Annotated in this window: 13 protein-coding genes; 1 reads left to right on the top strand and 12 read right to left on the bottom strand. The window is 58.9% G+C overall.

From position 1 onward, the window contains the following. Nucleotides 1-125: 125 nt before the first annotated feature. The 12 genes from JKL46_RS31935 to JKL46_RS31880 all read right to left on the bottom strand — a co-directional run bounded on the left by JKL46_RS31935 (nt 126) and on the right by JKL46_RS31880 (nt 12977). Nucleotides 126-1313 carry a hypothetical protein gene (locus JKL46_RS31935; protein WP_201842237.1) on the bottom strand — a complete coding sequence of 396 codons (1188 nt, stop codon included), beginning with the start codon at nt 1311-1313 and terminating at the stop codon, nt 126-128. Nucleotides 1314-1317: 4 nt separating this feature from the next. Further along, entirely contained in the window at nt 1318-2547 is a 1230-nt protein-coding gene (locus tag JKL46_RS31930; RefSeq protein WP_201842234.1) for an amidohydrolase family protein, read from the bottom strand. A 13-nt stretch (nt 2548-2560) separates the two neighbouring features. After that, a complete protein-coding gene (locus tag JKL46_RS31925) occupies nt 2561-3076 on the bottom strand; it encodes a GAF domain-containing protein (RefSeq protein WP_343074170.1) in 516 nt (171 codons plus the stop codon). Continuing rightward, nucleotides 3057-4046 (bottom strand): ABC transporter ATP-binding protein, encoded by a 990-nt coding sequence (locus JKL46_RS31920; protein WP_201842232.1) that lies wholly within the window; start codon nt 4044-4046, stop codon nt 3057-3059. Before JKL46_RS31920 ends, JKL46_RS31925 begins: the two co-directional genes overlap by 20 nt. Continuing rightward, on the bottom strand, nt 4039-5016 hold the full coding sequence (locus JKL46_RS31915) for an ABC transporter ATP-binding protein (protein WP_201842230.1): 978 nt from the start codon (nt 5014-5016) through the stop codon (nt 4039-4041). The genes JKL46_RS31920 and JKL46_RS31915 overlap by 8 nt, the downstream gene beginning before the upstream one ends. 47 nt (nt 5017-5063) lie before the next feature. After that, nucleotides 5064-5936: a succinylglutamate desuccinylase/aspartoacylase family protein gene (locus JKL46_RS31910; protein WP_246529678.1), complete on the bottom strand. Its 873-nt coding sequence runs from the start codon at nt 5934-5936 to the stop codon at nt 5064-5066. A 117-nt stretch (nt 5937-6053) separates the two neighbouring features. Next, nucleotides 6054-6899 carry an ABC transporter permease gene (locus JKL46_RS31905; protein ID WP_201842225.1) on the bottom strand — a complete coding sequence of 282 codons (846 nt, stop codon included), beginning with the start codon at nt 6897-6899 and terminating at the stop codon, nt 6054-6056. Between the two features lie 5 nt (nt 6900-6904). Then, a complete protein-coding gene (locus JKL46_RS31900; protein WP_201842223.1) occupies nt 6905-7885 on the bottom strand; it encodes an ABC transporter permease in 981 nt (326 codons plus the stop codon). Between the two features lie 34 nt (nt 7886-7919). Continuing rightward, on the bottom strand, nt 7920-9092 hold the full coding sequence (locus JKL46_RS31895) for a M24 family metallopeptidase (protein WP_201842221.1): 1173 nt from the start codon (nt 9090-9092) through the stop codon (nt 7920-7922). A gap of 9 nt (nt 9093-9101) precedes the next feature. Further along, complete coding sequence (locus JKL46_RS31890) at nt 9102-10277, bottom strand: M24 family metallopeptidase (protein WP_201842219.1); 1176 nt, start codon at nt 10275-10277, stop codon at nt 9102-9104. A gap of 82 nt (nt 10278-10359) precedes the next feature. Beyond that, nucleotides 10360-11895, bottom strand: coding sequence for an ABC transporter substrate-binding protein (locus tag JKL46_RS31885; protein WP_201842217.1), 1536 nt, complete (start codon nt 11893-11895; stop codon nt 10360-10362). Between the two features lie 44 nt (nt 11896-11939). Further along, entirely contained in the window at nt 11940-12977 is a 1038-nt protein-coding gene (locus JKL46_RS31880; RefSeq protein ID WP_201842215.1) for a GntR family transcriptional regulator, read from the bottom strand. 180 nt (nt 12978-13157) lie between these two features. On the opposite strand from JKL46_RS31880, the gene JKL46_RS31875 reads away from it, so the two are divergent. Beyond that, nucleotides 13158-14132, top strand: a complete 975-nt coding sequence (locus JKL46_RS31875) for an aldo/keto reductase (RefSeq protein ID WP_201842213.1) — start codon at nt 13158-13160, stop codon at nt 14130-14132. Nucleotides 14133-14290 lie beyond the last annotated feature (158 nt).

Here is a 14290-nt window from a genome sequence, read left to right as displayed (position 1 = left end):
GATGTTGTCCCTCGTCCATTCGGTCAACTCGACCTCAGCTAAGTACCTCGGTGCAACCAGTGTACCTTCACCGGCATCTAGCTAGGAAACCTCATTCCGCAAACACCGCGATGGTTCAAGCCCCATCAAGGGACCGGGTTGTTCCAATGCCGCGCTAATGTATTTGACGTGTGCATGTTGCCGTAAAGATATTCCCAGAACGTGCCTCGTTCTTGCGCCGTCGTTGTAGACCAGACCGCATTGACTGCCATCTCTCCGCACCAGTAAGCGTACACGAAGGGCGCACGCAGGCCGTGGCTGAGAAAGGCTAAGCGGGATCGTGTAACATCAGGCGCTTGCAGAGAAGCGGCCGCGATACCCGGGACGACTTCATCAATGGAGCGGCCTTCTCCAAGCACCTTCCAGGCGGCGCGGCACCTCAGCGCTGAACGAAGTCGTTGCAGATATAGACCGAGATGGTCCTCCGACGTCTCAATCCAGTCGAGAAATTGCAGGCCGTTATCAGCGATGCCTTCGAAGAGCGCCGAACTTGCTGAACTGGTGACAACCTGAGCCGAATCAAGCGGCATAAGGCCTTCAGCCACACGCCTTTCGCGCAGCTTCAAGTGAACGAGGTGGCCCGGAAAGGCTTCATGTACTGCCAAGTGTTTAAGGCTGAACGCCGTGTATGGATATCCCACATTCAGAAGCACCTGCCTTCTCGGAAAGTCGCAATAAGCTGAATAGGGCACGTCGCGCTGAGCAACAGGCGCGATCCATTCGCGCTCCAGCCAATCGGCCTTCAATGCGCTTGCGAGCCTACCGCATCGGTTTCGGGCCTGCCGCTGAAAGTCTGCAAGCACGTCGAGGACCTTGCTCTCCGGTATCCGGGCCTGTTTCTCCCATCGTGCAAAATCTTCGGAAAGGTTTCCGCCTCGGAAGCCCAGTTCGTCCAGCGCCTGGCGAATGCCTTTGTGATAGTCGGTAATTATTTCATCGGGTATGTCGCAGGCAGCAACGCGAATTTGCCGCTCCAGTCTCTCGGCGAATGAAATGGGATCGCCGCGGAAGGTAGCGATCAGGGCAAGCAGCGAGTCTGACATTTCGTCGAGCCAATCCCGGCGCAGCGCCGTCTCGGCTTGTGAGAGGCGATCTCGCAACGACAGAAGCGCAACCTCCGCCTCTTCGTAGCTGTCGAATGTTCTTGGCTCGATCTCTGCAACAGCAACCGGTATCAGTCCTTCGGTGTTCAGAATTCCAGCGCCACGGTTGGTGCTACGATAAAGTAGGTCAAGGCCGGCCGTTATCGCCGCCAACTCTCCTCCCAGTTCCATCACCTTAACTCCCGCTCTTGGCGAAACTACCACCCTTGATAATAATCGGCATATGGGCGCCCTGGTGCGTTAGCAGCGACATGTCGTCGAGCGGGTTGCCATCGACAACGATTAGGTCGGCAAAAGCTCCAGGCGCGATACAGCCGATCAAACCTTCCATCCTTAGCAGCTTCGCCGCGATATGCGTCGCCGACGCGATCACTTCATGGGTAGGCATCACGCGGGAGCGGATCACAAACTCCTCGGATTGATGCCGGTGCATCTCGCCGAGCAGGTCGGAGCCGTAAGCCATCGGCAGCCCGGCATCGCGCATGATCGAAAGCGACTCCATGCCGGCAAGCCGCACCGAATTCACCTTCGCGACGGAGGCGGGCGGCAGGCCGAGCGCCGGGCCTTCGACGCCGAGTTTCTCGTAGGTGACGAGCGTCGGTACTGAGACGCAGCCGTTCTCGACGGCGAATTTTGCCGTCTCAGCGGTGATTAGATTACAGTGCTCCAGGGAGTGGATGCCACATTCGATCGCCCGGCCGATCGCTTTATCCGTATAAAGGTGAGCGGCTACGTAGGTGCCTGCATTTTCCGCTTCCTCGACGGCGGCGATCAGTTCCTCGCGTGAAAACCCGAGGAAATGGATCGGATCGGTCGGAGAGGCGATTCCGCCGTTCGCCATAACTTTAATGAAATTCGCCCCGGCTTTCAGTTCCTCGCGGGCCGCCTTGCGCACCTCGGGCACGCCGTCACAGATGCGGCCGAGGTTACCGAGTGTATGACCGGTTTTCGGTGCCGGCTGATCGTCGTAGGGACCGCGGTAGTCCGTATGGCCGCCGGACTGCGAGAGCGCCTTGCCGCAGATGTTGAGCCGTGGCGTCGGCCAGGGTGCTTCCTGCGTCGCGGCTAACAGACCGGAGGTCGCGCCACCGAGATCGCGCACGGTGGTGAAACCGCGCATCAGCATCTCGCCCATGATCTTGAAGGCCCGCACAGTGACGATGGGATCGGGGAGCCTTGCATTCTGGCCAAGGTTCGCCATGCCAGCGATCACATGCACATGTGCGTCGATCAGGCCAGGCATCAGGACCTTGCCGGAAAGATCAATACGTTCCGCCTCCCTGCAGGCGATCGAGCGCGAGACCTCTCGGATTGCGTCGCCCTCGACCAGAACCGACATCGGCTCGCTCGGCTCGGGACTCGTTCCATCGACAATACAGGCGTTTTCGAAGAGAATGGTGGGCACGGGTCTTTCCCTTTCAAGCTCTAGATTTGCTGCCGTCACGGCGCGCTTCGAGGAAGGCAGGGATCAGCAGAGGCGCAAACTTCTTCGCGATCTGGACATGCTTGTCCGTGTAGAAATACTCCTCGTGCAGCAGGTTGATCGTGCCGATCGTTTCTCCGTCATAGACGACCGGAATATTTATCGCCGAATTGAGACCGAGGCTCGCGATCAGTTCGTGGTCAAAAAACGCCCATTTGACCGCGTCGCGGTCGCGACCGAGAAAGGGTTCCTGCCGGCGCAGCACCAGATCGCCCCAGGGCGTAACGCCCATTGGCTTGCGGCCGAAGACAGGATAGGCATCCGGCATGGTGGAATAGATGCGCGCTACCTCGTCACCGTCCTTGTAGAGAAGCGTCAGCAGACGATGACCGACGCGGGCGGCAAGCACGGTATCCAATGCCTCGAAAAAGGAATCTGGCTGGCCCGGTTCTGCAAGCAGCCCGATCAGATCTTCGGTCATCCTGAAATTCCTATCGATGGTGGCAGGCAACGGATTGGCCGTCCGCCTTCGTCTCAAGTTGCGGTTCCACCTGCCGACAAATATCGGTTGCCAATGGACAGCGGGTGTGGAAAGCGCAGCCAGACGGCTTTCTCGTCGCACTCGGGATATCATCGCTGACGGCGCTGAACTGATGCCGGTGGTGTGGATCGTGCGACGGTGCCGAGCGAAGCAGCAGTTCCGAATAGGGATGCAGCGGTTTGGAAAAGATAGCCTTTTTCGACCCCGTCTCGACGATCTTGCCGAGATACATGACCGCCACTTGATGCGAGATATGCTCCACCACGCCCAAATCATGCGAGATAAAGAGATAGGAGAGACCGAGCTCGCTCTGCAGGTCGGCGAGCAGGTTGAGGATCTGCGCCTGCACCGAAACGTCGAGGGCCGAGACCGGTTCGTCACAGATAATGATATCGGGTTTCAGCGCGAGGGCCCGGGCAATGCCGATCCTCTGACGCTGCCCGCCGGAAAACTGGTGCGGAAAATTATCGGCCTGATCGGAGCGAAGACCCACCAGCGAGATGAGCTTTGCCACCTCCGCCTGCCGCTCCTCCATCGTACCGATTCGGTGAACGTCGAGCGGCGCACGGATAATATCACGCACTCTCTGACGCGGGTTCAGCGAGGAGAAGGGGTCTTGGAAGATGATCTGCATGCGGCGTCGGTGCGAGCGCGGCACGTTGCGCATCGACGTGACGTCCAGCGCACCCTTCATGGCGATGCGGCCATCCGTCACCCTCACGAGTCCCATCAGCGCCAGACCCGTCGTCGACTTGCCACAGCCGCTTTCGCCGACGAGGCCAAGGGTTTCGCTGGCACCAATTGAGAAGGACACGCCATCAACAGCTTTCACCTCACCAACCTGCCGCTGAAAGACACCTGCGCGGATAGCGAAGTGCACCTTGAGGTTTTCGACCGAAAGAAGTGGGGCAGGAGCAATAAATTCGGCGGTATCACGCATGATCATGCTCCCAGCAGGCGGCGAAGTGACCGGGCTTCTTTTCAGTGAAGGGCGGGCGCTCCTCGAAACAGCGGGACGATGCGCCGGGACAGCGCGGCGCGAAGGCACATCCCTTCGACAAGTCCCATAGCGCGGGCACTGTGCCGGGGATATCGGCTAACCGTCGTGGGCTAGCCGCCGCTTCTCCACGATGAGGCACAGCGCCCATCAAGCCGACCGTGTAGGGATGCAGCGGGTTGTCGAAGAGTTCATAGACGCTACACTCCTCCACCCGACGGCCGGCATACATGACGATGACCCGATCGGCAGTTTCAGCGACGACGCCGAGATCGTGAGTGATCAGGATCTGTGCCATGCCGAGCCGCTTCTGCAGATCCGAGATCAGGCCGAGGATCTGCGCCTGCACCGTGACGTCGAGCGCGGTCGTCGGTTCATCTGCAATGATGATCTTAGGCTCGCAGGCGAGTGCAAGTGCAATCATTGCCCGCTGCCGCATGCCGCCGGAAAGTTCGTGAGGATATTGGCGAGCGCGGCGCTCCGGATCCGGCATTTGCACCAGTTCCAGGCATTTGACGGCCCGGGCGAAGGCCTCGCGCTTGCCAGCGTTGCGGTGCTGGCGAACCGACTCGGAAATCTGTTCGCCGATCGTCAGAACGGGGTTCAGGGCCGTCAACGGTTCCTGGAAGATCATGGCAATCTTATCGCCCCGAAAATCCTCCATCTTGCGCTGATCCATGGCGAGAAATTCCTCGCCATGGATTTTGATCGAGCCAGATGCGACCCGAGCGCTTTCTGGCAGAAGCCTCAGAAGCGACAGGGCGGTCATCGACTTGCCGCAGCCGCTCTCACCGACGATGCAGATCGTTTGGCCGGGGTTGACTGAAAAGCTCATCTCCGAGACGACAGGGAATGCCCCATTCTCGCCGAGAATCTCGACGTTCAGATTGCTGACGGCTAGTGCAGGTTCCATCGTCTTTTCCAGTACAAAACCATGCATCCGTTTAGGACGCCGAAGAGTCAGTCGGTCGAGCCTTCAATATTGCCGACCATGAAGCCATAATCGCCGGCCTCGACGAGGTTGCGGGTCAGATGCTGCATGACCATGATGCCGGTTTCGAACGGCGTCTGGATTTCCTCGATCGTCTCAAAATCATAGGGGCTGACGACACGGCCAAGCAACGAACCGCCCTTGATGATTTCGCCGTTTGCCGGCGACAGCGGTTCAAGCCAGCCCCCATGCTTCGGCCGGATTCCGACAAGTTCGGTGACTACGACCTGTTTGGGGTTCGGCTTCACCTCGCCCTCAATCGAGCCGATCAGGCGAAGCTGGTTTAGCAGGCCGTCGACGGTACGCTTGACGTAAGGCGTCTGGTCGACGATGCCGCCGCCGAGTTCGATCGTCACCACCTTGGTACCGTGGCGATCCATTGAGACGGATTTGCTGGTACCGGAATAGACTGTTCCAGCTTTGCCGGCGGTCGGGCGGTAGAGGACCTTCGAACTGAAAGCGCGCGACAGCGGCTCGTCGTTCCATATGTAGACATAGTCGACCGTTGGCCGATCCGTGCCAGAATGCAGGTCAAGATTATAATGGATCTTGGCGTAGAACTCATGCGCCAACGCATCCGCTAGCTGCTGGCTGTAGGTGCCCCGCGGGTCGCCCGGAAATTCACGATTGAGATTCATCTGATCGAGCGGGTTGTGCCGATGATTGACGGCGAACGATCGCGGATTCGCGACCGGCAACAGAAGAATCCGGCCTACGAGCGGCATGTCCTTGATGATGCGGAACAGGTCGAGGACCGCTTGCGAACCGGTATTCTCGTTGCCGTGGATCGAAGCGGAGATCCCGACGGTCGGTCCGTCCCGCTCACCCACGAGTTCGTGCATGAAGATCACGGCATCGCTGCCGTCCGCATGCGTGGTAAATTTGTGGCGGAGCTTGTTGATTGACTTGACCATGGACGTTTCCTTTCAGCGTCTTGTCGTATTGATCCGAAGTGTTTCCTATTTCTTCTTGCCGGCCGAGCGGGATAGATGGCGGGGATCGAGCGCGTCGCGCAAGCCATCGCCGAGCAAGTTGAACCCAAGCACGGTCACCATGATCGAGGCACCCGCAACAATCGCCAACCATGGCTCGTCGCGCATGAAGCGGGTGCCATAGGAAAGCGTCCAGCCCCATGTCGGTGTTGGCGGAGGCAGGCCGAAACCGAGGAAGCTGAGCGCCGACTCCGAGATGATCGCGGTACCGAAGCCAAGCGAAGCGAGAACGATGATCGGACCCATAGCATTTGGTAGGATTTCCTTAAACAGAATGCGAGCCGGATTGGCTCCGATCGCCTTGGCGGCCTGTACGTAGTTCTGCTCGCGCAGCATCAGCGTCGTGGCGCGCACCACCCGCGCATACTCCGTCCAAGCGACGACGATAATGGCAAGCGCCACATTGACCATGCCGGGACCAAGGACCGCAACGATGGCAAGCGCCAGCACGATCGCTGGAAAGCCGAGGAAGATGTCGGTGATCCGCATCAGGATCAGATCCGTCCAGCCCCCGAAATAACCGGCCGCAAGCCCGACCGCCGTGCCGATGCTGCACGACACAGCAACCGAAATGCAGGCGATCGTCAGCGAAACGCGCGCGCCGAAGATCAGTCGCGACCAGAGGTCTCGTCCGAAATTGTCGGTGCCGAGCCAATGGGTGAGCGTCGGGCCAGAGAAGCGGTTGCGCATGTCCATCTGCTCTATGCCATGTGTCGAAAGATAAGGAGCGAAGACGGCGCAGATGACGATTGTGAGCACGATTAGAGTGCCGAGAATGAGGGAGATGTTCCGGAAACGCTTGGGTAACATCATGAGCTTCAACCCAAACGAATGCGCGGATCAACAGCCGCATAAAGAAGATCGACAACGAGATTTACCAGCGCGAAGATAATCGCAAAGGTGAGCACGATGCCCTGAATGAGCGGCAAGTCGCGCTGCGAAATCGCCGTGATGGTGAGTTGGCCGAGCCCCGGCCAAGCGAAGATGGTCTCGGTCAGCACCGCGCCGCCGAGTAAGGCGCCAAAGCGCAGGCCGATAACGCTCAGCACCGGCAGCAACGCGTTTCGAAATGCGTGACGGATGATGACGCGCTGGCGGCGAAGCCCCTTGGCATAAGCGGTACGGACGAAATCCTCGCGTAGCACCTCAAGCATGGAGGCCCGTACCAGGCGGGAGATGATCGCCGCCGAGTTTGCCGCGAGGGCGAGCGCCGGCAGGAGGATGTGGGCGAAACTGTCGAGGAGTACGTGCGGCTGACCAGTCAGCGCCGCCGCGGTCGCTTGGAGGAGTGGCGTGCCGCGACCGATCGCTGGCAGCCAGCCAAGCGTTACGGCAAACAGGAGCATCAGGAGGAGGCCAAGCCAGTAGACTGGCATCGAAACGCCAAGTTGCGCAAAGACCATCGAGATTGTATCGATGAGTGAACCCTGCCGGGTCGCGGCGATTACGCCGAGCGTAATGCCGATCAGACAGGCGAAGATTAGCGCCACAATTGCAAGCTCAATTGTTGCTCCAAGCCGGCCAACGATGATTTCCGAGACCGCTTGGTTCTGAAAAATCGAGCGGCCCATGTCACCTTGAAGCAGATGCATAAAATATACACCTAGCCGGATATACCACGGATCATTGAGGCCAAGCGTGTTGCGCAAGTTGTTGATCGCGTCCGGCGAAGCTTCCTGACCGAGCAGAACGGACGCCGGATCACCAGGAATCAGTAGCAGCAAACCGAAGGTGACAACGACCATGCCGAGCGCCATAGGGATGAGCAGCAGAAGACGGCGGGCGATATAGGCTATCATAGGCAAACTCCCCTGGTGCGTGCCGGAGCGGAGCTCATGACACCAGAATCTCCTCGAAGCGGCGGGGGAATTTAGTCAGCGACTCCGGACCCTTCTCCGTCACCAAGATGGTATCGGCGAGGCGGAAGCCACCAACTTCAGGTACATAGAGCGCGGGCTCACTCGAGCAGATCATGCCCTTGCGCAGAATGGTCTCGTCGCCAGCCTCAACCCATGGGGGCTCGTGGAAGGCGACACCCATGCCGTGGCCGACACGGTGCTTGAGATAGGGCGTCATGCCCTGTTCACGGATATAGGAGAGTGCTGCGGTGTCGGCGGACGCACAGCTGCGCCCAGCAACAAGGCCCGCAGTCCCGAGCCGCTGCGCCTCCTGGGCGATTGAGTAGTATTTTTCGTGGTCCTTGCTAGGCTCGCCAAGCACGAAGGTACGCTCGCTTTCCGCTGAACGACCACCCACACGGCAACCGAGGGAAAGGATGAAACTTTCGCCCGGCTGGATGCGCCGGTGGGAAATGATGCCGTGCGGATAGGCCGAGTTCGGTCCCCCATAGACGAGACCGCCAGCCAGCGTCGGCACGTTCATGATATCCTCGTGCTCGCTCTCCATGATGTCGAGTGCATGGCGTACCACATGCGATTCGAGCGCGATCTCGCTCGGTAGCGGCTTGCCGGCCCGAAAGGCTTCCGTGACGAGATCGACGCCGATCTGCACCATGGCGTCGGAGATCCGTGCCGCCTCGCGATGCAGCCGCTGTTCTTCAGGATACTTCACCTGCCGCATCTTCGTGACAATATCGGTCGGCGCGACACGGTTGTTTGGGAACAGGCCAGCGAGTTCTGCCGCCCGACCGACCGAAATGCCAAAGGAATGGGCGACATCGCCCTTGATTGCGCCGACCGTGCGCGCAAGCAGCGAAAAGGCGCGGTCAATGCCCGGAAACTCGAAATAGACGAGCGTTTCGGCCGCCACGTCCTGCCGGTCGGCATGCTCGCGTTCGAGCTCGGGAATTAGCAGAATTGCATTCGTGGCGGTAAGCGCCAGCGCTACGGGCCGCTCGTTCGGGCGGAAGGAAAAGCCGGTCGCATAGAGCACATCATCAGCGGCATCGAGGATCAGAAGGCCGATGCCGCTTTCCGCCATGCGAGCACGAACGTCGGAATGCAGGCGCTCGAAGAATTCCGGTGCGAGACGTTGGCTGAAACTCATTTTCGAACCTCAGGCGATAATGACGTCTTCGATTTTACGGGGGTAAAGTGTCAAGCTATCTGGGCCTTCGCCCGTGATCAGAATGGTGTCGGCGATGCGATACCCGGCAAAGTCCGGCACAAAGATCGCCGGTTCGCTAGATGTGATCATGCCCGGCTCCAGAATGGTCTGGTCGCCGCCTTCCACCCAAGGCGCTTCGTGGAACATGATGCCCATGCCGTGGCCGACACGATGCAGCAGATATTTGCTCATGCCGCTTTCGCGGATATAAGCAAGCGCCAGATCGTCGGCGGAAGCGCAGGTATGCCCAGCGATCAGAGCCGCCGTCGCCATGCGCTGCGCCTCGTAAGCGACAGAATAATGCTGTTCCTGAAGCTTTGACGGTTCTCCGATGAAGAAGGTACGCTCGCTCTCCGAGGCACGCGCGCCGACCCGGCAGCCGAGTGAGAGGATGATGCTTTCGCCGATCTTTACCGGGTGGCCAGTCGGCATGCCGTGCGGGAAGGCCGATCGCGGGCCGGAATAGACAAGCCCGCTCGCCAGCCCCTGCACCAGCATGACGTCCTCATGCTCCTCGTGCATGGTGCGCATTGCATCGCGGGAGACGTAGGACTCGATCTCCACCTCGCTCGGCAGCGTACCGCCCTTACGCATCGCCTCACGGATCATCTCGACGCCGGCTTCCACCATGCGGTCGGAAAGCCGGGCGGCCTCGCGGTGAAGCGCGATCTCTTCGGGATGTTTCCGGAGCCGCATCTGCTGGACGATCTCGCTCGGGATCACCCGCTCCGCATTCGGAAAGGAGCCTTCGATCGGCTTCACCCGGGCAAGCGAGATCGCCTGGCCATAGGCGACGGTTCCCTTGAAGCCAGCGAACTTGCGGCCGAGCACGGCATTCCATGGATCGATGCCGGGAAATTCGAAATAGACGATCGGCTCGGCAGCAATGTGCTGATGGACTGCGTGGGTGCGTTCCAGCTCCGGAAGCAGCAGGAAGGCATCCGATGCAGTGATCGCAAAGACGACAGGACGCTCGGTCGTGTAATGCGAGAAGCCGGTCGTGTAGATCACGTCATCATTGGAATCGAGAAGCAGCAGATCGATGCCTTCAGCCGCCATCCGTTTGCGGATTTCCGTCTGGATTTTGGCATAGAAGTCCGCGCCGAGACGCTGTGAGAAAGCCATCGGTTTATCCTGGAACTGCAATTCCGGTCATAGGAGCGGGCCGGCCGAACCGGCCCGCTATCGACTGTTCAGCCCGCGCTCATCAGTCCTTGAGACCGATCAGACCGCGCATATTACCGCGTGGAGTCGCCTGCACTTCGAAGGGCAGCTTCTTGGAATAGAAGAGCTGATAGCCCTGGTAAGAAACGATGTAGTAGGGCAGATCGCTGGCCAGGATCGTCGCGGCCTTCTGATAGGCGTTGGTACGGTCAGCCTGGTTGGTCGCCGAACGGCCCTGCTTCAGCAGGTCGTCGACCGCCGGGTTGGAATAGGCGCCCCAGTTCGTCGAGCCGCCGGTGGTCAGCTGTGCGAACAGCAGACGGTCCGGGTCGACGATATTCAGCCAGCCGAGCAAGGCGATCTGATGCTGCGACTTCTGCACATAGTTGGTGGAGAACGTCGGCCAGTCACTGATCTGCGTCTTAGCGTCGACGCCGGCGGCCTGGAAGTTCGCCTGCATGAACTCGATTGTCTGGACGCGGTTGCTGTCTTCGCTATGCGTGGACAGCACGATGCTCAGCGGCTTGCCGCCCTTGTCGAGAATCCCGTCGCCATTGGCGTCGGCCCAGCCCTCCTCTTTGAAAAGCTTCTTGGCGCCTTCGATGTCGAAGCCCGGCTGCTTGATATCCTTCGAATAGGCCCAGGACGAAGGCAGGATGATCGAGGAGGCAACCGCATCGACACCCTGATAGATGTCATTGACGATGGTCTTTTGGTCGATCAACATCGAGAAGGCCTGCCGCATCTTTGGGCTCGAAAGCAGCGAGTCTTTGGTATTGAAATTGATATAGGTTACGCCAAGGCCCGGCTGGACGACGGCACCGAACCGCTTGTCCTCCTGCAGACGCTTGATGTCCTGCGGCGCGAGCGGTGACTGGATAATATCCAGGTCGCCCGCCTCGAAGGCTTGCGCGCGGGCCGAGCCGTCGCCGATGATTTTCACGACCACCTTGTGGGCCTTCGGCTTTTCGCCCCAATAATTCGGGTTCGGCGCAAGTTCGATGGCGCTGCCGCGAGTCCAGGAGCTGAACTTCATAGGACCGGCCCCGACCGGCTTCAGTGCGATATCAGCGCCGCCTTCGACCAAGGTCTTCGGCACGATGCCTATGTCGAGATAGCTGAGCAGGGGCGCGTAAGGCGCCGAAAGCGTGAACTTGACCGTGTGCTCATCGACAGCTTCCACCGCCGCGATTGGTGTATAAAGTGCACGCTGCGGCGCGTTGAAGTCCTTATTCAGGATAGTGGTGAAGGTAAATACCACGTCGGCTGACGTCAGCGGGCTGCCATCGGAGAATTTGAGGTTTGGCCGAAGCTTGAAGATCCAAGTGGTTGGGTTCGGATTCTCCCAGCTTTCGGCGAGGTCGGGCTTGGCTTCCAAGCCGGGCGTCAGATGGACCAGACCGGAATAGATGAGGTCAGCGACGCGGTAGGCCGTTGTATCTCGCGCAAGTCGCGGATCAAGCGTGCCTGCATCGACATCTGTGCCGAGCGTGATGGTCGCGGCATGCGCCACGCTCAAAGCAGTGAAAGAAAATCCTACTAGAAGGGCGGCTGATTTGATCGAGAGTGCTTTGCTCATGTCTGTTCCCTTATCGGTTTTGGTTCATTGGTTAGCTTATGCGGTCAGCGCCTCTTGGTCCTCCGTGACGCAATATTGGCCACCTTTACCAGGCGCTCGGCGTCGGCGATCTTGTTGTGGCGCAGTTCAGCGAGTGCAGGTGCAAGCAGATTCTCGAGTACGCCTGGATCCGGCGAATGTCGGTATTCGAAGCAGCGCTTGTTGGCGCCGGCGAGATCGGCAACGTGATCTGCACCGGAGGCGTAGATCACCACGTCGCAGCGGGCGATGATATTGGCCAAGTCGTCGGCATACGACCATGCGACTGTGATGTCGGAAATATGCGGAGCGAATTCGCGCACGCTAGGTCGCATGATAGCAATGTAATCCTTGAGCTGCGTGACGGCCGCAACGCGGGTGCGCGGATCAAGCAATGCCAGTGCTTGACGAGTACCCTCAGACGGAATGAAGCGGATAGACAGGATATTGGCATCCGGCACGAGGCCGCGCAACTCAACTTCACGATGTACGAACGTGAGCACAAGATCAGCATCGCGGCATTGAATGCGCGCTTCTTCGCTCTCATGGAGCTGGCCGAAGGTCAAAAGCGTGAAAACGTCATTGGCAGCAAGTGTCGGGCGGATCTGCTCGATATAGTCACGTGCTGGCGCCTCGAATATACCGACGAAGATGATGTTCAGATGGACGCGTGGTTTGCGGAGCTTCGCTTGCGCCTGTACCATTGAGGAAAGACTGATCGGCGAAACGCCAAGCGCCTCGGCCTTCTCTAGCAGACTATCGATATCGGCGCTGAGCGCACTTGCTGGTGCAATCACACCTTCACCACGACGCGGTTCGTAGACGGTGAAAGCGCCAAGACCAGGGCGGATTTCGACGAGCCCGTCGGACCGGAGTTGCTTGTAGACCTCGGCCACGGTCATCGGCGCGATGTCCAGTTCCGCCGCGAGCTGACGCACGGACTGCAGTTTAGCGCCCTTCGGCATGTCGCCGAAGGAAAGTACGTAACTTAGCAGGCCATACAGTTGCTTCCCCACCGGAACGGGCAGGGATCGGTCAATACTGGACGCGTCAATGGTGAACATGCGTGTATCATCCGATTGATACACTGACCGTAACAGGAGATTTCCGTTTGGCAATCCCCCATGGGAGCTTTTGCAAAATTTCACAGCCAGCCCATTGAATGCCTACAAAATTTCCATTTTAATCCCTCGGCAAGACAGAAATTGCGGCATACTGCCGATCAAACTTGACGAGGTGTACCAATGGAATATGTCAGCCTTGGCAGCAGTGGCCTGAAAGTATCGCGTCTTGCGCTTGGCTGCATGACCTTTGGGTCAAGCGATTGGGCGCCTTGGGTGCTGGGGCTCGATGACAGCGCCAAGATCCTGCGGCAGGCAGTCGATCTTGGAATCAACTTCTTTGATACCGCTGACATGTATTCGCTCGGCAAGAGCGAAGAGATTATTGGGAAAGTGTTGCTTGAACTGTTGCCACGCCACAAACTAGTGATCGCGACTAAAGTATATAATCCGATGAGCGGCGATCCAAATGATCGCGGCTTGTCACGCAAGCATATCTTTGAAGCCGTCGATGGGAGCCTCAAACGTCTCGGTACTGATTACATTGATCTCTACCAATTGCATCGCTTTGATTACGATACTCCCCTCGAAGAAACATTGGATGCGTTGAACGACGTGGTTCGCGCGGGCAAAGTGCGCTATCTTGGAGCTTCCTCAATGCATGCTTGGCAGTTCATGAAGGGGCTTGGCATGCAGCGCCAACACGGATGGGCGCAGTTCGTTTCCATGCAGCCGCACTACAATCTCATCTACCGCGAAGAGGAACGGGAGATGCTGCCACTCTGCCTAAGCGAGGGGATCGGTGTCGTGCCCTGGAGCCCACTAGCGCGGGGCCGGCTAGCGGGACGGGTTGAAGGGGAGACCACGCGCAGCCACACGGATGGGACAGCGCGCGCCCTCTATGGTGGGACAAAGGCAGCTGACGACGCGGTCATCTCTGCCCTAAAAACGGTTGCGGAACGTCACAATCGGCCGATGGCTCAAATTGCCTATGCCTGGATAGCTAGCCGCGCCGGCGTAGCTGCCCCCATCGTCGGCATATCCAAGCCGCGCCAATTCGAAGATGCAATTAAGGCACTTGAACTCAGGCTAACGGCGGAAGACGTGGCTGAGTTGGAGCAGAATTATCTTCCAAAACCAGTAGTCGGACACGTCTGATGACAAAGTGAGCCGAACTCTGCCAGCCCACGCGCTTGTCCGGAAGACCTGACCGGCACAATGTGGTACGAGTTAGGCCGTCTGGCTGTGGTCGAGGCTGTCAAAACGTGGACGGGCCGCTCCGTTGAGCAAGTTAATATCTTGCAGGCCCCGAAAGA

The organism is Microvirga zambiensis WSM3693, from assembly GCF_016735695.1.
In the GTDB taxonomy this organism is placed as follows: Bacteria; Pseudomonadota; Alphaproteobacteria; order Rhizobiales; family Beijerinckiaceae; genus Microvirga; species Microvirga zambiensis.
The sequence above is the reverse complement of the archived record's forward strand: the minus strand, read 5'-3'. Positions and strand labels throughout refer to the sequence as shown.